This is a genomic window from Bordetella tumbae, from assembly GCF_965139195.1.
Taxonomy (GTDB): Bacteria; Pseudomonadota; Gammaproteobacteria; order Burkholderiales; family Burkholderiaceae_B; genus Bordetella_A; species Bordetella_A tumbae.
In genome coordinates this window covers 26,213-49,829 of record NZ_CBCSJH010000010.1, presented here as the reverse complement: position 1 = coordinate 49,829, position 23,617 = coordinate 26,213, and the positions used below count along the sequence as shown (strand labels likewise).

At 58.9% G+C, this 23,617-nt stretch carries 18 protein-coding genes; 5 read left to right on the top strand and 13 right to left on the bottom strand.

What is annotated here, in order from left to right:
• The first annotated feature begins 36 nt into the window (after window positions 1–36).
• The 3 genes from ACNA0J_RS13300 to ACNA0J_RS13290 are packed head-to-tail and all read left to right on the top strand — an operon-like array spanning window position 37 to window position 3,673.
• The gene (locus ACNA0J_RS13300) at window positions 37–1,080 is read left to right on the top strand and encodes a branched-chain amino acid ABC transporter permease (RefSeq protein ID WP_415819331.1); all 1,044 of its coding nucleotides are present in this window, start codon (window positions 37–39) and stop codon (window positions 1,078–1,080) included.
• Complete coding sequence (locus tag ACNA0J_RS13295) at window positions 1,077–2,873, top strand: branched-chain amino acid ABC transporter ATP-binding protein/permease (protein ID WP_415819330.1); 1,797 nt, start codon at window positions 1,077–1,079, stop codon at window positions 2,871–2,873. Before ACNA0J_RS13300 ends, ACNA0J_RS13295 begins: the two co-directional genes overlap by 4 nt.
• A 32-nt stretch (window positions 2,874–2,905) precedes the next feature.
• On the top strand, window positions 2,906–3,673 hold the full coding sequence (locus ACNA0J_RS13290; RefSeq protein WP_415819329.1) for an ABC transporter ATP-binding protein: 768 nt from the start codon (window positions 2,906–2,908) through the stop codon (window positions 3,671–3,673).
• A gap of 52 nt (window positions 3,674–3,725) precedes the next feature.
• Here ACNA0J_RS13290 and ACNA0J_RS13285 read toward each other — a convergent pair whose 3' ends face one another.
• The 12 genes from ACNA0J_RS13285 to ACNA0J_RS13230 all read right to left on the bottom strand — a co-directional run bounded on the left by ACNA0J_RS13285 (window position 3,726) and on the right by ACNA0J_RS13230 (window position 21,026).
• A complete protein-coding gene (locus tag ACNA0J_RS13285) occupies window positions 3,726–4,010 on the bottom strand; it encodes a BrnA antitoxin family protein (protein WP_415819328.1) in 285 nt (94 codons plus the stop codon).
• On the bottom strand, window positions 3,991–4,269 hold the full coding sequence (locus ACNA0J_RS13280) for a BrnT family toxin (protein WP_415819327.1): 279 nt from the start codon (window positions 4,267–4,269) through the stop codon (window positions 3,991–3,993). Before ACNA0J_RS13280 ends, ACNA0J_RS13285 begins: the two co-directional genes overlap by 20 nt.
• Before the next feature lie 233 nt (window positions 4,270–4,502).
• Window positions 4,503–7,343: an autotransporter domain-containing protein gene (locus ACNA0J_RS13275; RefSeq protein ID WP_415819326.1), complete on the bottom strand. Its 2,841-nt coding sequence runs from the start codon at window positions 7,341–7,343 to the stop codon at window positions 4,503–4,505.
• Window positions 7,344–7,469: 126 nt separating this feature from the next.
• On the bottom strand, window positions 7,470–10,409 hold the full coding sequence (locus tag ACNA0J_RS13270; protein WP_415819325.1) for an autotransporter domain-containing protein: 2,940 nt from the start codon (window positions 10,407–10,409) through the stop codon (window positions 7,470–7,472).
• Between the two features lie 130 nt (window positions 10,410–10,539).
• Entirely contained in the window at window positions 10,540–11,157 is a 618-nt protein-coding gene (locus tag ACNA0J_RS13265; protein ID WP_415819324.1) for an autotransporter outer membrane beta-barrel domain-containing protein, read from the bottom strand.
• Window positions 11,072–13,228 carry a S8 family peptidase gene (locus tag ACNA0J_RS13260; protein WP_415819323.1) on the bottom strand — a complete coding sequence of 719 codons (2,157 nt, stop codon included), beginning with the start codon at window positions 13,226–13,228 and terminating at the stop codon, window positions 11,072–11,074. The genes ACNA0J_RS13265 and ACNA0J_RS13260 overlap by 86 nt, the downstream gene beginning before the upstream one ends.
• Window positions 13,229–13,452: 224 nt before the next feature.
• Window positions 13,453–14,724: an amidohydrolase family protein gene (locus ACNA0J_RS13255; RefSeq protein ID WP_415819322.1), complete on the bottom strand. Its 1,272-nt coding sequence runs from the start codon at window positions 14,722–14,724 to the stop codon at window positions 13,453–13,455.
• Window positions 14,725–14,758: 34 nt separating this feature from the next.
• The gene (locus ACNA0J_RS13250; RefSeq protein WP_415819321.1) at window positions 14,759–15,709 is read right to left on the bottom strand and encodes an ABC transporter permease; all 951 of its coding nucleotides are present in this window, start codon (window positions 15,707–15,709) and stop codon (window positions 14,759–14,761) included.
• 10 nt (window positions 15,710–15,719) lie between these two features.
• Entirely contained in the window at window positions 15,720–16,793 is a 1,074-nt protein-coding gene (locus tag ACNA0J_RS13245; protein ID WP_415819320.1) for an ABC transporter permease, read from the bottom strand.
• Between the two features lie 18 nt (window positions 16,794–16,811).
• A complete protein-coding gene (locus tag ACNA0J_RS13240) occupies window positions 16,812–18,341 on the bottom strand; it encodes an ABC transporter ATP-binding protein (RefSeq protein ID WP_415819319.1) in 1,530 nt (509 codons plus the stop codon).
• Window positions 18,338–19,369, bottom strand: coding sequence for a BMP family protein (locus tag ACNA0J_RS13235; RefSeq protein ID WP_415819318.1), 1,032 nt, complete (start codon window positions 19,367–19,369; stop codon window positions 18,338–18,340). The genes ACNA0J_RS13240 and ACNA0J_RS13235 overlap by 4 nt, the downstream gene beginning before the upstream one ends.
• Before the next feature lie 415 nt (window positions 19,370–19,784).
• Window positions 19,785–21,026: an MFS transporter gene (locus ACNA0J_RS13230; protein ID WP_415819317.1), complete on the bottom strand. Its 1,242-nt coding sequence runs from the start codon at window positions 21,024–21,026 to the stop codon at window positions 19,785–19,787.
• A gap of 114 nt (window positions 21,027–21,140) precedes the next feature.
• Here ACNA0J_RS13230 and ACNA0J_RS13225 point away from each other — a divergent pair, with 114 nt between their 5' ends.
• Window positions 21,141–22,070 carry a LysR family transcriptional regulator gene (locus ACNA0J_RS13225; RefSeq protein WP_415819316.1) on the top strand — a complete coding sequence of 310 codons (930 nt, stop codon included), beginning with the start codon at window positions 21,141–21,143 and terminating at the stop codon, window positions 22,068–22,070.
• Between the two features lie 147 nt (window positions 22,071–22,217).
• Here ACNA0J_RS13225 and ACNA0J_RS13220 read toward each other — a convergent pair whose 3' ends face one another.
• On the bottom strand, window positions 22,218–22,604 hold the full coding sequence (locus ACNA0J_RS13220) for a DoxX family protein (protein WP_415819315.1): 387 nt from the start codon (window positions 22,602–22,604) through the stop codon (window positions 22,218–22,220).
• Between the two features lie 114 nt (window positions 22,605–22,718).
• Between ACNA0J_RS13220 and ACNA0J_RS13215 the strand changes: the two genes are divergently transcribed.
• Window positions 22,719–23,615, top strand: a complete 897-nt coding sequence (locus tag ACNA0J_RS13215) for a LysR family transcriptional regulator (protein ID WP_415819314.1) — start codon at window positions 22,719–22,721, stop codon at window positions 23,613–23,615.
• Window positions 23,616–23,617: the final 2 nt, after the last annotated feature.

Here is a 23,617-nt window from a genome sequence, read left to right as displayed (position 1 = left end):
GACAACGCGAGCAATGCGACAACGGAGAGCCTCTGCATGAATGCGCAGATCGCCTTGATCCTGGGGCAAGATGGCATTACCAACGGCGCGGTCTACGCGCTGTTGGCGCTGTCCATCTTGCTCGTCTTCACGGTCACCCGGGTGCTGTTCATTCCGCAGGGCGAGTTCGTGGCGTTTGGCGCGCTGACCATGGCGGCGCTGCAAGCAGGCACTCCGACCCGTATGGTGTGGCTGCTGGCGGGCTTTGCCGTAGCGGAATTTCTAGCGGACGTGATCGCGGCGCGCCGCCGTACAGGGGGCCTGCGCATAGGCCGCTGGATGATCATCAAGCTGAGTTATCCGTTCGCGCTGGCCGCCCTGCTCTATGCGCTGCCGTTGGCCTCGTTGCCCATGGTGCTGCGCGCGCTGCTCGCATTGGCGATTCTGATCCCCATGGGGCCGCAGCTCTATCGTTTGTTCTTTCAGCCCATCGCGTCGGCATCCACCTTGGTGCTGTTGATCGTGTCCATCGCCGTACACCTGGCCCTGGTGGGGCTGGGTCTGCTGATCTTTGGCCCCGAGGGTGCGCGCACTGATCCGTTCAGCGATGCCAGCTTTCCGCTCGGGCCGATCAACATCAACAGCCAGGCGATCTGGGTCGTCTTGGTGTCGTTGATCCTCATCGTGGTGCTGTATACGTTCTTTGAACGCACCATGTATGGCAAAGCCCTGCGGGCCGCAGCATTCAACCGGCTCGGCGCGAGACTCATGGGGATTTCGCCGACGCTTGCCGGCAAGGCTACTTTTTTTCTGGCAGCCTTGATCGGTACCGTGTCCGGCATCCTGATCGCCCCGATTACCACCATCTATTTCGACTCGGGATTTCTCATCAGCCTGAAAGGCTTTGTGGGTTCGATCATCGGCGGATTGGTGAGCTATCCGATTGCAGCCGCGGGCGCCGTGCTCGTGGGGCTGATCGAGGCTTTCTCCGCATTCTGGGCCAGTGCCTATAAAGACATCATCGTGTTCACACTCATCATCCCCGTGCTCGTCTGGCGTTCACTGAGAAGCCATCATGTCGAAGAGGAGGACGACGAGTGAAGCCGCGCCACATTGTCCTGGTGTTCCTGGCGCTCTTGTTGCTGGCGCCTCAGGTATTGCCGCCGTTCTACGTCACCCTGCTGAACTACATCGGTCTGTATGCGATGGTATCGCTGGGTCTGGTGCTATTGACGGGCGTAGGGGGGCTGACGAGTTTCGGACAGGCGGCGTTCGTGGGGCTGGGCGCCTACACCACCGCGGTGCTGACCACGCAGGCCGACAGCTTGCCTGCATGGCTGGCCTGGATGGGCACATCGCCGTGGATCACGCTGGTTGTCGGCCTGATATTGACCCTGATCGTTGCCTGGCTGCTAGGCGCGATCACGTTGAGTCTGTCCGGCCATTTTCTGCCGTTGGGCACGATCGCGTGGGGGTTGAGCCTGTACCTCGCGTTTGGTTCTGTCCAGGGTCTGGGCGGCCATACTGGTCTGCCCGACATTCCGCCCATCTCGCTCGGCAGCCTGGTGTTGAACACCGGCCCAAGCATCTACTACCTCATCTGGGCTTTCTTGATGCTGGCCGTCTGGTGCACCCGCAATCTGCTGGACTCCCGAGAGGGCCGCGCGATACGCGCCCTGAAAGGCGGACGCATCATGGCTGAATCCATGGGTGTGAACACCACGCGTGCACGTATGGTGATCTTTCTCATCGCCGCGTTACAGGCCTGCGCCTCGGGCTGGTTGTATGCCCATATGCAGCGCTTTGTGAACCCCCATCCGTTCGGTCTGCAAATGGGCATCGAGTATATGTTCATGACAGTGATCGGCGGTGCGGGCCACGTATGGGGTGCGATTGCCGGTGCGGGGATTTTCACTGTGCTGAAGCAATGGCTGCAAGACTGGATGCCGCGTTTGCTGGGACAAACCGGGAACTTCGAAATCATCGTTTTCGGTTTTGGCATGGTCCTGTTGCTGCACCGTGCACGGGGCGGCATTTGGCCTGTTTTGGCGAAACTCGTTCCGGTCAAAAAGGCTCCGCTGCAAGTCAATCGGCAAGCCGACCCCCTGCCCCGCCGCGACATGCCTGCGCCAGGCAGCGTCCTGTTGGAAGCGCGCGACGTCACGCGCAAGTTCGGCGGCCTGGTCGCCAACAACGCGATGAGCCTCACCGTCCACGCCGGCGAGATCCTGGCCCTGATTGGTCCGAACGGCGCGGGGAAAAGCACCATGTTCAACCAGATCAGCGGTGTGGACACGCCGACTTCGGGGCAAGTGCTGCTGCGGGGCAAATCCGTCGCGGGAACCGGTGCCCGGCACATTGCCGGCCTGGGTCTATCGCGCACGTTTCAACACGTCAAACTCTTGAGCCGCATGACGGTCCTGGAAAACGTCGCCATCGGTGCGCATTTGCGCGGCCATTGTGGCGTTATGCCATCCGCCTGGCGGTTGGACCGGACCGAAGAGCAACGTCTTTTGGCCGAGGCAGCCCATCAAATCGAACGCGTCGGACTGGGCAAGCATTTGCACGATGAGGCAGGCTCGCTGGCGCTGGGACAGCAACGCATCCTGGAAATCGCTCGTGCGCTCGCGTCCGATCCTTGCTTGCTGCTCCTGGATGAGCCTGCTGCCGGCCTGCGTTATCAGGAAAAGCAGGAACTGGCCGAGCTGCTGCGACGCCTGCGTGCCGAGGGGATGGGAATACTGCTCGTGGAGCACGATATGGATTTCGTCATGGGTCTGGTGGACCGCGTCGTGGTCATGGACTTTGGCCAGAAGATCGCAGAGGGCCTGCCTGCGGAGATTCAATCGCATCCCGCCGTGCTGGAGGCATATCTCGGAGGCATAGACGATTGATGCTCAACTCAAACATGACCACGGGCACTGCCATGAACAGCACGAGCGCAGACGGGCTCGCGCATCCATCCGCCCCACGCGACCTATTGCGAGTCACGGACCTGCATGTCGCCTATGACAAGATCGAGGCAATCTCGGGCATCAATCTACGTGTAGGCGAAGGCCAGATCGTGACCGTGATCGGCCCCAATGGTGCGGGAAAAACGACGCTATTGGCCGCCATCATGGGCGTATTGCCCTCGCGCGGTGAGATCGTCTTCGACGGCCGGCCTCACGTACATGCCGAGATCGAGGAAATGGTCGCAGCAGGCATGAACCTGGTCCCCGAAAAACGTGAACTATTCGCCGAGATGAGCGTGGAAGACAACCTGATGCTGGGCGCCTTTCACCGCTATCGCACGGGTCAGCGCGACCATCAAGCCAGTCTGCAGGAGGTCTATGAACTGTTTCCCAGATTGCGCGAACGCCGGACACAATTATCCGGCACGCTGTCTGGCGGGGAACGGCAAATGCTGGCCGTTGGGCGTGCGTTGATGGCAAAGCCCAGGCTGCTGATGCTGGACGAACCGAGCCTGGGGCTGGCGCCACGCATCGTGCGCGAGGTATTCCATATCGTCGCTGAGTTGCGCCGGCGTGGGGTATCCATTCTGCTGATCGAGCAAAACGCCCGCGCCGCCCTGCAAGTCGCCGACTATGCCTACGTCCTGGAAACCGGCGCCATCACAATCGAAGGGCCGGCCGCGGATATTGCGCAGGACAAGCGGGTGATTGATGTGTATCTGGGGTTGGGGAAACACTGACGAGCGGCAATTTAGACGCTGTCCGCAGTCGCCGGAGGTGTCTCGTGCTGCATTACCGAAAAGTGGGCCGATGTTCTCTCAGCCACTCGCGTAAAGCATCGTTCATCCGCGACTGCCAACCAGGGCCGTCTGCTTTAAACGCAGCCAAGACATCAGCGTCATATCGAACCGAAGTCTGGATCTTCGTCGGCGCGATCTGTTGCCCGCGACGGCGTATTCCAAGCTTGGCCTGCAAGCCTGGAGGCAATACATCCCGAGCAGGCTTGGCACGGCGGAACATATCCTCCGTCCACTCTGGATTCTGATCGTCAATCATTTCAGGATCTGGTTTTTTCATAACGTGCTACCTCTCTGGCATTGGCTTTACGCAGGCTGATGACACGCAGCATGTCATCCCGCACCATGAAAACCACCATATGCAAACGACCGTCGATCATGCCCAGCGCCTGAAACCGCTGTTCACCATAATCATATCGGTCATCCTCAACAACTAATACGCTATCCCAGTCAAACTGCTGAACCAGCTCAAACGACAATCCCCGATTACGGATGTTGGCGTCATTTTTTTCCGGATCGTAAATGATGCTTATAGTCAAATTGTAGATGCAATTAAATACAAGAACAAGCCACGTCGAACGGTTAAATGCCCCCGCTTCAAGTATGGCCCCCCGGCAATACAAATCAGTGCAGTAACGATCAGAATATCGAGCTAATACTTGATCGCCCCGCCCTGCAGTCTGGCCGGAATATTTAACGCCGTATAGTCGTAGTTACCGAGGTATGGCCGTTCTGTATGGACGCGCAAGCTATAAAAAATCACCCGACCGAATCAAAACCGCCAGACCAGATCGCCCCTGACGGTTTGATTCGTTGAATTCTGTGCCAGTTGGCCGATGTAGGAGAAGCTGATATTCAGCGTGTCCCCTGCGGCAACACTCAGCCCGGCATCCAACACCAACGCATCTCGTGCCAACGGCACGCCCTCGATAGTAAATGGCGACCCACCGGACAATGAGAATGTCGATTTCGGCGACAACGCGCCAAATGCGTGTTGCCAACCCATCATCGCGTGGGCCGTCAGCGCACTTTTCTCTGTCGTGCCCAGCACCGTTTCCGTACGCAATCCCAGCGTGCTGAAGGTCGTATCGTGATTGGCGCTGCGTGCACGCAGGCCCACTGCACCGCCCTCGTCAAAGCCATCAGTATGTAAATGCACATAGGCCAACTGCGCAAAGGGTTCGAGCTGCGCCCCATACAGGTCAAACTGATAAGCTGCCTCGCCGAACAACTGCGCAGTGCGGGCGTGATAGTCGCTATCCGCACGCTCTGACAAGAACGGTACGCTGCGCTTTGCATCAACGTCATGCCAGGTATGCCCCGCCCCAAAGCGCAACGACGTCGCACCGTACTGTGCACCGGTATAAGCCGCCAGCGTGTAGCTGTCCACAGATGCCGACGACTGCCTGTTGTCCACGCGGAACGTACTGGAGCCAAAGCCTCCCATCAAACCGGCTCGCCAGGAGTCGCCGACAGACGTATCCGCACCAACAAAAAAGCCACTGGAAGAACGATCCAGTTGGGCCGTGCTGCCCGAGGACATGTGGCCCCACGCACCATATACCTGCCCCCATGTCGAGGTCTCGGGCATAGCGGTGAAGGCGGTATTGCGGGTATTGAGCTTCACGCTGCCGTTCTGAGCCACTAGGCTGGGCTGCGTCGCTCCTTGTCGAAATGCCGTACGCAATCGGCTCGTAATGGCATCGCGCGTATAGCGGCTGTCGTCGATCAGCGCCGACGCCACGCTGGGATGCAACTCGCCAGACAAGCTGTCAAAGGTGGCACGCGCCGTGGAAGCGTCCATCAGGAGGACACGGTCAAACAAGGTGGTGTTTGAATCACCTACAGCAGCAACACCCTGCATGCTCTCAATCGCCGCGCCGACTGATCGTTGATTGTGGCTCGTGCCCACATCGCCAAATGCCAGGCCGTTACGTGCGACATCCAGATAGACATTTTGCGGATCGTACGACAGCGCCACATTCAAAAACGCAAAACACTGGCACAGCTCATCGTACCGACCCGAAATCGCGTCGCCCGTCGACAGAATGGTGTAACGCTGGTCACCCTGATAATCACCCGGCTTCAATGCGACATCGACTCTGGCACCGTCGATGTGTGCTTGCCCGCTAACGTCCAAACGGCCCGGTGCGGCGACATCTACAAAGAGGCTCCCGCTTTGATGCTGTACATAGTCGCCCTCGACCGATAGCGTGCCTCCCTGTTGAGGCACACCGGGCGCCACCATTCCTTGGCTGTCGAGATCCCCGATGATGGTGCCGTTACCAGAGAGCACCCCGTTTGCGCCGACAAACGTGGGCGACGCGATGCTGCCGGAAACCATCAACTGGCCACCATTGACGTGTGTCTGGCCAGAATACGTGCTGTGGCCGGTCAGCTCCAATGATCCACTGCCCGATTTGATCAATCCGCCAGCACCTGTGATGTCATTGCCCCAGGTGCTGGTGCCTTGATCGAACGTCACACGGAAATCACCCCAATCGAATTTCCCTGGCCCCTTCACAGCCTTGCCGACATCGAGAATCCCATAGCCGAACACCTCGTCTACCCCGGGATCGCCTACGTCCAACGCCGTCCCCAACAGCACTTGGCGCACTTGCTCCATCGTCATATAGGGGAACCGTTGCGCCACCAATGCAGCGGCCCCCGCTACATGTGGGGCCGCGAGCGACGTACCCCATTCTCTGGAATAGCCGCCTCCCGAATTCGCTACGAGAATATCGTCACGATCGTTCACCCAGACCCATGCCCCGACGGCACTATCCCAGGCCCAACCATCACTGCCACCTGGCGCGGCCAGGCACCAGTTCATCGCCACCCCACACTCATTGGACCACTCCGGCATGTAGGCAGGCGCGATCGCCGCCACCGCCAACCACCCGGACTCCAAATCCGGCACGTAATAAGGCAAGCCAGCGGGACTCAGTGGATCCGCAGCGCCGTTATTGCCCGTGCCAAAAATCATCAACGTGTCTGCGCTGACCGCCCGGCGCGCAGCCGCAATCAAATTAGGCTGGAGCGTCAGCCAATACTCCGCCGACTCGTCTGTGATCGAGGTGCCACTCGAACCCCAACTGTTGTTGATAATGCGCACGCCTTGGCTGATGAGGTCGTCCCAGGCTGCGGCCATGTAGGGGCGGTTAAATTGACTAAAGGAATCATCCTCGTCCAGGATACGCGCGGAGTACACGGTGGCGCCCGGCGCTACGCCGTGCATGCCAACACCATCGCGGTTTGCGGCGATGACTGAGGCAACCATCGTGCCATGCCCGTAACTATCTGTCAGCGTAGCCGTATTATCCAGATAGTCATACCCGCCCCCAATGCGGCCGGAGAACTCAGGGTGATTAGGGTCTATACCGGTATCGGCGACTCCGATTTTCACGCCACTGCCGTCCAAGTCCAACGCATAGGCATCGGCTGCGTTAATGGCGTCCAATCCCCATTGCGCGAGATATTCTTTGGTGCGCCACGTGTCTGGACTGCTCAGATCACCGGATGTCTGCGCGTAAACCGGCGCCGGTTGCAGGCCGGTAGTCGCGATGAAATATAGGAATAATTTTCGTAATACACCGCCAGCTGCGTGAGCCATTCGAACAACGCCTTACGGGAGAATCGTTGAAAAAGTGTTCGAATAGTAATTTATTATTGCAATATAAACACCAAAAATTACGTAACACTGAAAGCTCGCTCTCTTTGGCGCCAAGCTGGTGTTGACTCAAAACCGCCAAATCAAATTTACCCTGCCCGTTTGATTCGTCGAGTTCTGTGCCAATTGTCCTATGTACGAAAAGTCGATGTTCAACGCTTTTCCTGCAGCGATACTCAGCCCCGCATCCAGCACCAACGCATCTCGAGCCAACGGCACGCCTTCAATGGTGAATGGCGATCCATCGATAAATGAGAATGTTGATTTAGGCGACAACGTACCGAATGCGTGTTGCCAACCCATCATGGCATGAATCGACAGCGTGCTCGTCTCTGCGTTGCCCAGCACCGTTTCAGCGCGCAAACCCAACGTACTGAACGTCGCATCGTGATTGGCGCTGCGTGCCTTCAAACCGACGGTACCACCCTCCTCAAAACCGTTCGTATGCAGACGCACATAGGCCAGCTGTACAAAAGGTTCGAACTGAGCACCGTCCACATCAAACTGATACCCCGCCTCGCCAAACACCTGCGCGATGCGTGCGTGATAATCGCTGTTTGCGCGCTCGGACAAGAACGATACGCTGCGTTTGGCGTCAATGTCATGCCAGGTATGAGCGGCGCCAAAGCGCAAGGACGTCGCACCGTACTGCGCGCCCGCATAAGCCGCCAGCGTGTAGCTATCGACCGAGGACGAGGACGAGCGTGCACCCATCCGCAGAGAACTGGACCCGAAGCCGCCCATCACACCGGCTCGCCAGGAATCACCCATCGCCGTATCGGCGCCGAGAAAAAACCCACGAGCTGAGCGCTGCAGTTGAGCGGATCTGCCAGGCGATGACATATGTCCCCACGCGCCGTAGAACTGGCCCCATGTCGCGACTGCAGGTTCCAAAACCGAGACCCTATCGCTCAGAGGGTGCGTCGCGCTAGCGTACAGCGACCTCAACGCCGAGGATTCGCCTGCGCCTCCGACTGCCGTGCGCAGGCGATTCGTGATGGCATCGCGCGTATAGCGGCTGTCATCGATCAGGGCGGATGCGATGCTGGGATGCAACTCTCCAGACAAACTATCGAACGCGGCGCGCGCTGCAGGGGTATCAATCAAAAGGATCCGCTGAAACAGGGATAAGTCCGCATTTGTTGTCACCTCAGCAACAGTTGCGGTTGCACTGGGCGTTACTGCACCTGGTGCTACTCTGTCAGGGGTTTCTGCATCTGGTATTGCTCCGCCTGGCATCGCAGCATCTGGCATTGTTGCCTCTGCCGTTGCTGCGCTCGCCTCGGCAGAGGCCATTGCCGTCACGCCCATACGCTCGATCGCCGCGCCCACCGATCGCTGGTTATCACTCTCCCCTACATCGGCAAACGCCACACCATTACGTGCAACATCCAAGTAAACGTGCCGTGCATCGTATGCCAGCGACACATTTAAAAACGCAAAGCATTTGCACAGCTCGTCGTACCGCCCCGAGACCCCCTCTCCCGTTGACAGAATCGTATAACGCCTGTCGCCGCGATAATCGCTGAGCCTCATCATCACCGCGACCTTGCCGCCGTCGATGTGGGCCTGACCACTGACGTACAGAACGCTCGCCTCCTGCCGCTCGTTGATCTGCACCAGTAGGCTGGCTCCTTGGCGCTGAACATAATTCCCACCAATGAACAATGCTCTTCCCTCGCCAGGCAAGCCCGGCGCCACGATGCCTGCGTTATCGAGATTGCCAATGATGATGCCGTTACCGGACAGCAAACCACCCCGGCCCACCGTCGTGTTCGAAGCAATACTGCCTGCGATGGCAAGCTCACCGCCATCGACGCGCGTTTTACCGGTGTACGTGCTGTTGCCGGTCAATTCCAGCGATCCAGCGCCGGATTTGATCAAGCCGCCCTTACCAGTAATGTCATTGCTCCATGTGCTGCGCCCTTGGTCCAACGAAACATGGAAATCCCCCCAATCGAATTTCCCTGGACCGCGAACCGCCTTGCCAACATCGAGGATACCGTAGCCGTATACCTCGTCTACACCTGGCTCACCCATATCTCCGGCAGTGCCCAACAAGACCTGACGTACTTGCGCCATCGTCATATAAGGGAATCGCTGAGCCACCAATGCCGCGGCACCCGCCACATGGGGAACGGCAAGCGACGCTCCCGTCCTGGTTTCATAGCTGCCGCCTGCCGTTGCGGCCATAATGGCCACCCCTGGCGCGTACAGGCACCAACGCTTGGCCACGCCACAACCATTGGCCCAGTAGAATGCCTTTCCGAAAATAGGATAAACCGACGAAACTGCCAGCCACCCTGGTTCCAGCTCGGGCACGTAAAGAGGCAGACCGGCGGGGCTTTCTGGATTCGAACCACCCGTATTGCCGGCAGGGAAAATCATCAACGCGTCCGCGCCCACGGCTCTGCGTGCAGCCGCAACCACATCCGGCATCTGCGTCAACCAGTAATCTGCGGGCTCGTAGGTAATCTGTCGCTCATTGAGGCTCCAGCTATTGTTGATGATGCGTACACCTTGGCCAAGCAAATCATTCCAGGCCGCAGCGACCCGGGAATCATCGCTATCGTCATCAGTGTTCGTAACGGCGCGTGCGGCGTAAATCATCGCACCGGGAGCAACACCGTGCATACCAACACCGTCCCGGTTTGCCGCGATCACCGACGCGACCATCGTGCCATGCCCGATGCTATCGGTCATTACGGCAGTATTGTTCACATAGTCATACCCGCCACCGATGCGATTCAAAAACTCAGGGAGGTGAGGATTAACTCCAGTATCAACAACCCCGACTTTCACGCCGCTGCCGTCCAGGCCTAACGCATAAGCGTCTGCGGCACGAATGAAACCCAACCCCCATTGCTCATAGTATTCTTCTGTGCGCCACGTTTCCGGGTTACTGGGCTCGCCGATTGCTTGCGCAAGCGCTGGCGAGGCCTGTAAGTCAATAAGGGTAATGAAAGAAAAAAGCAGCGCTAATGCAGCGCCGCGATAAGAACAGGCCATTCGAACTATGCCGCTATGGGCAATTATTTAACAGGCTGAATTCTATTTTTCTTGAGCTGCTTATATCGGGAACGCGCCTATTTTCGGACCCTATTACGATTAAATAAAATCAGGCTGACAGACAACGAACTCAAAACCGCCAAATCAGATTGACTTTGGCCGTTTGATTTGCGGAATTCTGTGCCAATTGCCCCGTGTATGCAAAGTCGATGTTTAACGCTTTGCCCGCGGCAATATTCAGCCCGGCATCCAGCACTAAAGCGTCTCGAGCCAAAGGCACGCCTTCGATGGTGAACGGAGATCCACCGGTAAATGAAAACATTGACTTCGGCGATAGCGAACCGAATGCGTGTTGCCAACCCATCATGGCATGAACCGACAGCGTGCTCTTTTCTGTGTTGCCCAATACCGTTTCAGCGCGCAAGCCCAGCGTACTGAACGTTGTATCGTGATTAGCGCTCCGCGCATTCAAACCGACGGTACCACCCTCATCAAAACTATTGGTATGCAGATGCACGTAGGCCAGCTGTGCAAAGGGCTCCAACTGCACACCGTACAGATCAAACTGGTACCCGGCCTCTCCGAACAACTGCGCGGTACGCGCGTAATAGTCGCTGTTCGCACGCTCTGCCAAGAACGCCACGCGACGTTTGGCATCGATGTCATGCCAAGTATGGGCGGCGCCAAAGCGCAGCGCCGTTGCGCCGTATTGTGCCCCCGTATAAGCCGCAAACGGATGTTCTGCCATCAGCAGCGCTCTTGACGCCTGAGTACTGAGCGGATGACACGGGCGGCGCGCTCGCGACACTGAACGCCTTGCGCAGACGGCCGGTAATCGCATCCCGCGTGTAGCGGCTGTCGTCTATCAACGCCGAGGCCACGCTGGGATGGAGCTCCCCTGACAGACTATCGAATGCGGCTCGTGCCGCGGGCGCGCCCATCACAACAATGTGATCAAACAGCGTTGCCGCCACAGTCGATCCTGCCATGACGGAGGTCGCTATAGATCTTGAAGTTATTGCATCTGCCCCATGACCCGACTCGGGCGTATCAGCCGCGTCGCCGTCCATAAGTTCAATCGCTGCCCCGACGGCGCGTTGATTATGGCTGGCTGCCACCTCGGTGAACGCGACGCCGTTGCGCTCGATATCCAGATAGACATTCTGTGGGTCATAAGCTAACGACACATCCAAAAAGGCAAAGCACTTGCACAGTTCGTCATATCGACCCGAAACCGCATCGTCGGCGGACAAAATCGTATGACGCTCATCACCGCGGTAAGCCCCGGGCGCCAGGGCAACAGCGACTTTGCCACCATCGATTTGCGCCTCGCCCGTAACGTCGAGCAAGCCCGTCCCTTGCGACGCATTGACATCCACCAGCAAAGCGGCCCCTCTGCGCTGAACATAATCGCCATCGACGAGCAGTGTTCCGCCGCTTCTGTACAAGCCCGGCGCCACGATGCCTTGATTATCGACATCTCCAATGATTGCGCCGCCACCCGAAAGCATCCCGGCTCGGCCTACAACCGTCTGCGAAGCAATACTGCCGGCGATGGCAAGCTCGCCTCCATTGACGTGTGTCTCGCCGGCGTACGTGCTGTCGCCCGTCAACTCCAGCGATCCCGTGCCTGATTTGATCAGCCCGCCTGCGCCGGTAATGTCGTTACCCCAGGTGCTATAGCCCTGATCAAACGACACATGGAAATCTCCCCAATCGAATTTTCCTGGACCGAGGACGGCCTTGCCTACATCGAGGACACCATACCCGTATACCTCGTCCACACCCGGATCGCCGACATCTGCGGCTGTGCCCAGCAGAACCTGGCGCACTTGTGCCATCGTCAGATAAGGAAAGCGCTGTGCTACCAGCGCGGCGGCACCCGTCACATGGGGGGCAGCAAACGACGTGCCAGCGGCAGTGGTATAACCGCCACCTGCACGCGCCATGAAAATATCATCGCTCTCCCCCACGTAGGTCAAATCCTCAACGCTGGCGTCCCATACCCACCCCTCTCCGCCTCCGGGCGCGGACAGACACCAGTCCATGGCCACGCCACAGCGATTGGACCAGGATGGCATTCCATCGGGTGAGAGCGCTGCGACGGCTAACCACCCCGACTCTAGATCACGAAAATAATAGGGCAGGCCGGCGGGGCTTTCGGGGCTTGAGCCGCTCTCATTGCCCGCTGCAAAAATCATCAACGCGCCTGCACTAACTGCTCGGCGTGCCGCCGCAATCAAATTCGGCTGCGAAGCTCTCCAGTAATCGGCCGGTTCGTCAGTAATCGGTATATCCGGCCACGCCCAGCTGTTATTAACGATGCGCACGCCTTGGTCGAGCATCTCATCCCAAGCCTCAGCAAACAGGCGATCTTCTTCATCGTCACCGCCGGCGATAAGGTTCGGCACGAATATCGTGGCACCTGGCGCCACGCCATGCATGCCAATGCCGTTGCGGTTTGCCGATATCACCGAAGACACCATCGTGCCATGCCCATCGCTATCAGTCAGCATTGCGATGTTGGTCACAGAACCATATCCACCACCGGTGCGATGCAAGAATTCCGGATGATGCGAATCAATGCCCGAATCCACCACGCCGATTTTTACGCCACGACCGTCCAGACCCAGCGCATAAGCATTAGCGGCGTTAATAAAATCCAATCCCCATTGCGCACGGTATTCTTGGGTACGCCAAGTTTCCGGATCGCTGGGATTGCCGGCAGCGTGCGCATGTACCGGCGAGACTTGCAGATCAATAAGGGTAATGAAAGACGACAGCAACACGAGTGCGGTGCTGCGAGAAGAAAATACCATTCGAAACCACGCCGCTAGGCGGCGATCATTTAAAGGGCTCGAATTCTATCTTCCCGTAACTGTTCCTATCGAGAACAGCTAATTTTTCAGACCAAATTACGATTAACTGTGATGGATTCCGCATTAGTCGCTACTGTCCGCATTCAACTCATTCGGCCGTGACCACAGTGCGAATCGCCTATCCAACGCGGCCTAACTCGCATTAGGCCGTGCTCCAAGCCCACCTACACCCGGAAATCCACCGTTTGCGGCCGGCCCGCCAACGACAGCGCAGCCGTCGCGGGCGGCGTGCTGGCTATCTGCTTACCCGCGCGCCAGACATGCAGGCGCGTGGCACGCAGGCGTAGCGCTTCAACCGGATTACGAGCCTGCAACAGCACCATGTCCGCGCGCTTGCCAACCTCGATGCCTGTTTCATCCAAACCGAGAATTTTGGCAGGCGCACCGGTCACCGCCTCGAAACAGGCATGCATCGCATCCTGTCCCGTCATCTGGGCCACATGCAACCCCATGTGCGCGACCTCCAGCATGTCGCCCGAACCCAGGCTGTACCATGGGTCCATCACACAGTCATGGCCAAACGCCACTGTCACGCCGGCTGCCAGCAACTCAGGCACGCGCGTCATCCCGCGACGCTTGGGATAAGTATCGTGGCGTCCCTGAATCGTGATGTTGATCAACGGATTGGAAATAGCCGAGACCCCTGCCTCGCGAATCAACGGAATCAGCTTGGACACGTAGTAGTTGTCCATCGAATGCATGGACGTGAGATGCGATCCCGTGACCCGGCCCTGCAGGCCCAGGCGCTGCGTGTGATACGCCAGTGTCTCGATATGACGCGACAGGGGGTCATCGGTCTCGTCGCAATGCATGTCGACGCGCAGCCCGCGCTCGGCCGCCAGCTCACACAACAAGCGTACCGATTCTGCGCCGTCAGCCATGGTGCGTTCGAAATGGGGAATACCGCCCACCACGTCCAGTCCCATATCCAAGGCACGCTTCAGATTGTCCATCGCCCCTGGCGCGCGCAGCACGCCGTCTTGCGGGAAGGCAACCAATTGCAGGTCCAGATAGGGTTTCACGCGCTCACGTACGTGCAGCAAGGCCTCGGTCGCCAGCAAACGCGGATCACAGACATCCACGTGCGAACGAATCGCCAACAGGCCGTTGGCCACCGCCCAATCGCAATACGCCAACGCGCGCTCGACCAGCGCCTCCTGCGTCAACAGCGGCTTTAATTCCCCCCACAGCGCAATGCCCTCGAGCAAGGTACCGGATTGATTCACGCGCGGCAAACCGTATGACAGCGTCGAATCCATATGGAAATGCGCATCGACGAATGGCGCGCTCAGCAATTGGCCCTGAGCATCGACCACCTGGCCGGCCTCGGCCTGCAAGGCGGGCTGGATAGACACGATGCGGCCATTCTGCACGCCGACATCCACACCCGTCTGGCCATTGGCCAGGTTGCAGTTCTTGATAATGAGATCGAGCATATAAAAACCTTTTGATTGACTGTGCCGTATGGGCTCAACGCTCGCCCTTGCGATAGGGCTTCATCAGCGCTTGGGGATACGCGGCACGACGCGCCATCACGACCAGCGCCAAAATGGACAGCACGTACGGCAACATCAAATAAACCTGATACGGCAACTCGGGCAAGCCCGGCAGGCTCGTGCCACCCTGCTGCAACCGCAATTGCAGCGCATCAAAGAACGCAAAAATCAACGCGCCCAGCAGGGCCTTGCCCGGTCGCCACGACGCGAACACCACCAAGGCCACACAGACCCAACCGCGGCCGTTGACCATATTGAAAAAGAAGGCATTAAACGCAGCCAGCGTGAGGAAACTGCCTGCAATGCCCATCAGTGCCGACCCCGCTACGATAGCGCCCATGCGCAGCTTGGTCACGGACAGGCCCTGCCCCTCGGCGGCGGCGGGATTTTCACCCACCATACGGATTGCCAAGCCCAGCGGTGTGCGGTTCAACACCCATGCGATCAAAGGCACGGCAATCAAGGCGATCAGCGTCATCACCGTCTGGCCCGCCAACACGGGACCGATCACGGGAATGTCCTTGAAGAATGTCATCTCGGCAAACGGCGTGATCGTCGGCGGAGTATTCACACTAGGGAAAGTCACCCGGTAGGCGAAGTAACTCAGGCTCGTCGCCAGCAAGGTCACGCCCAATCCAGACACGTGCTGCGACAGACCTAACGGCACCGTCAACACTGCATGCAGCAGTCCAAAGACCATGCCCGCCAGTGCGGCTGCCAGCACACCGACATAAAGCGGTGCGCCCAGATACACCACCAGCCAACCGGTAAAGGCTCCCGCCGCCATGATGCCTTCGATGCCCAGGTTCAACACCCCGGCACGCTCGCACAAGAGCACGCCCAGCGTGCCCAGGATCAACGGCGTAGCCAGACGCAACACCGCCACCCAGAACGCGCTCGAACTCAACAAATCCATCCATTCCATGCGCGTCTCCTCAGGCCTGCTTGCGGCGCAAGCGATATTGCGCGAACAAGGTGGCCACCAGCATGGACAACAGCGATGCAGCCACAATCACATCGGCAATGTAGTTGGGGACGGCAATCGCGCGGCTCATGCTGTCCGCGCCTACCAACATGCCCGCCACAAAGACGCTAGCCACCACGACACCCAACGGATGCAGCCCCGCCAACATGGCGACCACCACACCGGTATAGCCGTAACCCGGCGACATATCCAGCGTCACATAGCTCGTACGGCCCGCGACTTCGATCGCGCCCGCCAGTCCCGCCAAGGCGCCCGATAACATCGCCGTACCCAACATCACGCGTGTCACCGGCAATCCTAGAAAACGCGAGGCATGCGCATTCGCGCCGACCGCTCGCATCTGCAAACCAAAGACGGTATAGCGGTTGATCAACCACAAGCCGACCGCGAGGCCTATCCCCCACAGCAACCCAGTATGTACGCGCGTTTTCGCGATGAGTTTGCCGAACTCCAGATCGGGGTTCAGTGCCACCGATTGCGGCCATCCCATGGCCATGGGGTCTTTCATGACGCCATCGAGCATCATCGACACGAACAACAGCACAATGAAATTGCCCAGCAGCGTGGTCACCACCTCGTCCACGCCCAGTCGGGTTTTCAGCAAAGCCGGAATCAACAGCAGCAATGCGCCTGCCAACGCCGCGGCGATCATCATGCCGGCAAACAGCACGGGTACCGGCAAATCAAAGCCCACGCCATCATGCATACCGCCCACCGCCACGGCGGCCAGCGCACCGAGGTACAACTGCCCCTCAGCGCCGATGTTGTAAAAACGTGCACGGAATGCCACTGCACAGGCCAAGCCGGTCAGCATCAGCGGCGTCGCACGCATCAGTGTTTCTGACAAGGCAAAACGCGATCCAAATGCGCCGTCGAACAATAATGCATAGGTGCGCCCCACTGGCGCGCCCGCCCATGCCACCAACAGCGCACAGATCAACAAGGTAAAGATAATCGCCGCCAAAGGCGCCAACAGCAACGCTGTGCGGCTGGCTTCGGTGCGACGTTCCAGGTACAAGTTCATGATTTCATTATTTAATCGTCAGGCGGGCACACTACCCGTCATGGCCAGGCCCACGGATGCCGGCGTCCATTGCGCAACGGGCTTTACGGCAATGATCTTGCCGCCGCACATGACTGCGATGCGATCGGCCAATGCGAAGATTTCTTCGAGGTCTTCGGACACCAGCAAAACACCCGCACCGCGCTCGCGCGCGGCCAGCAGTTGTTCACGGACGTAGGCGACTGCGCCAATATCCAGCCCCCAGGTTGGCTGATCGGCCACGATGAAACGCGGCTGCCGAGCCAATGTGCGGCCCAGGATCAGCTTTTGCATATTCCCGCCCGACAGGCTGCGCGTACGTACATCCTGCGAAGCCGCTCGCACATCGAACTGTTTGCTGAGATCACGCGCATAGGCACGGCCGGCTTGCGCGCGCACCACGCCGAAACGCGCAAAGCGTTTGTCGTTCAGATCTTCGATGATGGCGTTTTCCCACAGGGGACTATCGCCGATCACGCCCTCGTGGTGACGGTCCTCCGGGATGCGTCCCACGCCTGCGGCCGTCCAACCCGCGGGGGTGCGCGGCGCCACCGAGTGTTCCGCCCCCAAGCGTATCGTGCCGTCATCGGGATGGCGTAATCCATTCAACACCGACACGAGCGCCTGTTGTCCGTTGCCTGCTACGCCCGCGATAGCCACGATCTCGTGCGTGTGTATCGTCAGATCCGCACTATCGAGCAACGGCGCGCCGCCGTGGCTATTGCGCACGGTCACCTGCGAGAGTGTGACCACAGGCGTCGCCTGCGCGCGCGGCTCGGCGTTCTGCACACGCGGCATGACAACCTTGCGTCCGACCATCAACTCGGCCAGCTCCGCTGCGTTGGTCGATGCCGTGTCGCGTTCGGCCACAAGTTTGCCTTGACGCAGTACCGCCACGCGTTGCGAGACCGCCATGACCTCATCGAGCTTGTGCGAAATGAAAATGACCGCGAGTCCTTCGGCGACAAAACCGCGCAGCGTAGCGAACAGCCCATCGACCTCTTGAGGCGTCAGCACGGCTGTCGGCTCGTCCAGGATCAGAATGCGTGCACCGCGGTAGAGCGCTTTGAGAATTTCAACGCGCTGCTTTTCACCGACGGATAACGTCCCTACGCGCGCATCGGGGTCCACGCCCAGGCCAAAGCGCTGGCCCAGTTCGACCAATCGTTGCCGAGCCTGCTTGCGCCCGGATGCGAGCCGCCACAACGACTGGGTACCCACCATCACGTTGTCCAGCACACTCATGTTGTCTGCCAACGTGAAATGTTGATGGACCATACCCACACCTGCGGCCAGCGCGGCGTCTGGACGGCCGGGCGGCAACGCCTGGCCATAGACGGTGATACGGCCGGCATCGGCCACGTAGTGCCCGAACAGAATGGACACCAACGTGGACTTGCCCGCGCCGTTTTCCCCCAACAGGGCCAGCACCTCGCCCTGCTTCACACTCAGCGAGACCGCGTCATTCGCCGTCAGGCTGCCAAAACGCTTGGTAATGCCCTCGAGTTGCAGGGCCAGGGTATCCGTCATTTCGCGCTGGACTTGGGTTCGCTGTTGTTCACGTTGACTTCAAAGCTGCCATCCAGGATCGCCTTTTGCTTGGTCTCGACCTTGGCCTTGAGCTCCGCGGGGATCTTCGATTCAAACGTGCCCAACGGCGCGAGTTCCGATCCTTTGAATTTCATCAACGAATATTGACCGTAGTCTTCCGCGGCAAACTTGCCTGCCTTGACCTGCGCCAATGCGTGCTCGATCGTGGGCTCCATGTTCCACAATGCCGACGCCACGACCGTCTCCGGATATTGCGGCTGGGTGTCGACCACGTTGCCGATTGCGAGCTTGCCACGCTCTTTGGCCGCGTCGGACACGCCAAAACGCTCGGCGTACAACACGTCTGCACCCTGATCAATCATCGCGAAGGCGGCTTCTTTAGCCTTTGGGGGATCAAACCACGATCCGATGAACGAAACGGTGAAGCTGACCTTTGGATTGATTTCCTGGGCACCCGCCATGAATGCCTGCATCAGGCGATTGACTTCGGGGATGGGATATCCGCCCACCAAGCCGATCTTGCCCGACTGGCTCATGCCGCCGGCAATCATGCCGGTCAGGTACGCCGGCTCTTGAATATAGTTGTCAAACACCGAAAAATTCGGCTTTTGCGGTTTGGCCGACGAGCCCATCAGGAATGCGGTCTCGGGATAGTCTTTAGCGACTTTGCGCGCGGCGGACTCGACGGCAAAGGCCTCGCCCACGATCAGCTGGTTGCCCTGCTCGGCATACTGGCGCACTACACGCTCGTAGTCGGCGTTGCTGACGTTCTCGGAAAACACGTATTCGATCTCGCCTTTTTCCTTGGCGGCGTTCAGCGCCTTGTGAATGCGCGATACCCATTGTTGCTCGACCGGCACGGTATAGACGGCCGCCACTTTGATCTTGGCGGCGTCCTGTGCCTGGGCCCAGCCCGACATCACGAACACGCCCGCGGCCGCCACGCCGAGTTTCAGCACGCTGCGACGGGCAAGTCCGGATACGGACGGGAGGTTTTCAAACATCATGGTTTCGGCTCCTAGGCGATTTAAAAGCCCTCAACCCGAGCGTGGCACAGGCGCCTCGGCACAAGTCGAAGCGCATCTGAACAACGAGGGAAAACGGCAGGCATCAGGCGACGTAGCGGGGCTACTGGCGTTAGTGACCCGAGGGTCAGAGTGAAAGTCGCCCGGAATCAAGCAAAATGCATGCCGCATGCTCGTGCCGCACGACCTGTCACACAAAGCCCCCCCTTGCTGCGCCCCCGGCTTGCTGCCCCCCAAGGGGCGTTTTTGTCTTGGGGCGGCCCGGCAACAAAACCAGGCCGGACAGGATTGTAGTCAATCTATCGGGGCCTGAATGCGCTGTTTGGGTGCATTTTGCAAAAACCGCCTCTCTCAATGCACCACTACGGTGCATTTTCACCTGCGCCCGGGCGCAATGCTATGGAGCTGGGCACTCACGAACTTGCCCAACCGTGGCTTGGCCACCTGGCATCCTGGCGAGTAGGCGCCTTGACACAATCAGTGCGCCAAGCGCCAGCGCCGTCAATGCCGCCGAGGCCGGGGCCAACCACTGTAAACCAACGGAATCGGCAACGCGTCCCCCCACGCCCGACCCTAATGCAATCCCCAAAAAGATGCCCGATGAATTCAGTGCGATCACCATCCCGCGATAATCGGGCTCCAGGGCAACGACACGGCGCAATTGAGACGGATAGAACACGTCCTGCATCACCGCCCAGATGACAAGCAACAGGAACAAGAATCCCAGCCTGAGCACATCGCCCCAGAAAGGCACTCCCAACACTGCAATCACGATAAAGACGAGCATCATGGTCATCATCACGATACGCAGCAGCCTATCGGCAGCATGATGCAGCGACACTCGCTGCGCGATCAGGTTTCCCGCGATGCCCGTCAATCCAAACAACAGCAAGGCAACGCCGCCCTCTGCCGCACTCGCTCCGAAATGTTTAGTGATCAAGGGCAAGATCAACGTATAAGTCGCAAAAAAGGCCGCAGTCTGCAACACAACCACAGCGAGCCCAGCCGCTGTAGCCGGCCGCAATAGCAACTGCAGCAATCCTCTCAGCCGCATCGGCTCACCATATGACGTATCGCGTACCGTAGCGATAATCCAGCCGAGGCTTCCCAAGGCAATCATCGCGAGCCCGATGAATACGGCACGCCAGCCAAAGGCTTCTGCCAATGCTGCAGCAACCGGCGCCGCGACGACGCTGGATAAGGTGACCCCAACAAACACTACGGCCAACGCTTTACCCCGCCGTTCGGCCGGAGCCAACCCTGCCCCGATCGCATTAGCGACCGGACTGACAAGCGCCGCGCCCAAGCCCGCCACGATCCGCGTCATCAACAACCAAGCAAAACTAGCCGTAAACGCCCCGGCCAGTGTCGCAAGCAGCATCACCACCAAACCGCTCAACAACAACGTCCGCCGACGCGAGTGGCCCACCAGCACCTGCAGCACCGGCGCCCCGACAGCAAACGCGATCGAGAATGCCGTCATCAATAGTGCCGCGTCCCCAGGAGAAATCTGCCAGGCGCCCACTAAAGCAGGCAAGGCGCCAACCACGCCATACGACATCCCGCCCACTGCAAAATTTGCGCTGGCCAAGGCACGCAGGGCATGCCGCTCAGGTTCATCCGCTTTGCTCGTCCGCACTGTTGACTCCGAATCATGCCGAGCGGGACTCTTTGCCCAGCCCTCGTTTCAAGCCGTAGTGTGAGCAAGAACTTGGTATATTTGAAATCGATTATTAATATCGGAGCTATCCAAATGGCTGATATGCCATCGCCTTTGCGGGGAGCGGATTTGGCGTTACTGGGCTCTCTGGACGTTTTGCTGGAGGAAGCCAATGTCACCCGCGCTGCGGAGCGGCTGCATCTCAGCCAACCCGCGCTATCGGCGCAGCTCGCCCGGCTGCGCGAGTTGACCAATGACGCTCTGCTGGTTCCGGCGAAACACGGCCGTGGCATGACGCCCACCGCCCGTGCACTGGCCATCCGCGAACCCCTGCGGGCAGCATTGCACGAGCTGCATGCCGCGCTCGCGCGCGGCATGGATTTTGATCCCGCGCGTGATTCGCGCCGCTTTCAAATCCTGGCCAGCGATAACGGCTTTGTCATGGTCGGCCTGGATCTGGTCCGCCGCATTGCCAGCCGCGCGCCCCATGTACAACTCGCATTTCATACCGTCCCTGCCGACACGGCGGGCGCCTGGCTCGCCAACGGCAAGGCGGATTTACTCATCGCTGCGGATTTTTCAACGCCAGCGGATGCGCGTCGCCAGCAGTTATTGAGCGAACGTTATGTCATGGCACAACGCAAAGCGCACCCGAGAGGGCTGGCGCCTCCTGATCTCGATGCTTATTGCGCCTTGGGCCACGTGATTGTGTCGGGCGATGGCGGCAATTTTCACGGTTTCATGGACGATGTCATTGCCCGCCACGGACGTACCCGCAACGTCGCCGTTTCCGTTCAGCAGTATCACTTGGCGCCGCTTGTGATCGAGGCCACGGACTATGTGTGCGCCCTGCCCGAACGCTTCCTGCAACGGTTCTCGGACCGGCTGGATTTACTGCCGTTGCCGGTGGAGGTAGGCGGATTTGGACTCACGGCTGCATGGCACCCGCGCCATGACGCCGATGCCGCGCATTCCTGGTTGCGTAATGAGCTATTTGCGGCGGCGGCGAGCCGCGCCCTCTGAGCCCCCCTCGTGTACATCGGTCCAAGTGCGCCTGATCAAACCCCAAAAATAATGTGCTATTTGCGCCACGTGCTCGGCAAGTCCGTGCACGTGGCGCAAAACGACAATGGGCGGCGTTCCGCCCATTACTCATTGAGAGTGTGCCGCTCAAGCCTTGCGCGAACCTCTCAATGCATCAAGGCTCCACGCTCCCGCTCCCTGCGCAGCCAGACTCAAGAAACCGCCTGCGATGGCGATGTTCTTCCAGAAATTAATGGCTTGCATGGCATCGCCGAAATTCGCATGAAATACAACAGCGGTAGCTACGGAAAAAAGCGCGAACGCGATTGCAATCCAGCGCGTGAATAGGCCCGCAGCAATCGCCAAGCCACCGCCAAACTCCAACAAGATCACCAACGGCAGCAAGGCAGGTGATACACCCATAGCGCTCATATATTGCTCGGCGCCTGCGTAGCCAGTGATTTTGCCCCAGCCGGAAATTATGAAAATAAGAGCCAGGCCGATTCGGCCCAACAAAGAGAACGTTGCATTCATGACGACTTCCTTATTCGTTTGCCCGCGTTTCGGGATAGCGACACTTTATTGACAATACGAGAGGCGATAAATAGGGAATAAAATGACAGTTTGTCCCAAAAATAGAGACAATCCATGCTTGACCTCCAGCAGATCAACAGTTTTCTCGCCGTCGTCCGCCATGGGAGTTTTGTCAGCGCTGCCGAGGCGACCAACCTGTCAAAGGCCGCCATTTCCCGGCATGTGGCTGACCTCGAAGCGCACCTGGGACTGCGCCTGCTGCACCGGACCACGCGCCGTCTATCGTTGACCGAGGACGGGCAGCGCTTTCACGCCAGGGCGATCGAGCTCGCGGCGGCACTCGATGAACTGGAAACCGAAACCGTCTCGCACGGCGGCCATGCCGTCGGCATGCTGCGCATCAATGCACCGCTCTCATTTGGCCTGTTGCATCTGGCACCGTTATGGCCGCGGTTTCTCGCAGAAAACCCCAATGTGTCACTGGACATCGATCTGAATGACCGCATTGTCGATCTGGTGGACGAGGGATACGACCTCGCAATACGCATCACCAATCTGCCAGACTCACGCCTGATCAGCCGCCAGTTGGCGTGCACCCGAATGGCGTTGTGCGCCTCACCGCAATACGTCAAAAAACACGGCCGTCCGAAAACGCCCGAGGACCTGGCCAATCATCACATCGTTTCTTATAGTTATCTGACCAGCAAGGATGACTGGCGGTTCGCTGGTCCTCAGGGTGAAGTGCGCGTCAAAGTCAATCCGCGGATTCGCACCAACAGCGGCGACACCTGCCGTCTGGCTGCATTAGCCCATCAGGGCATCATTCTGCAGCCCGACTTTCTCATTGGCGAGGATCTCAAACAAGGCACGCTCGTCGAACTGATGCCCGGCTACGATGCCTTTACCCTCGGCATACATGTGGTCTACGCCAGCCGTAAGCACATGTCGTTGAAGATGCGCAGGATGCTCGATTTCTTGGTCAATGCGTTCCAACATCCTTCGTGGCAGTGATC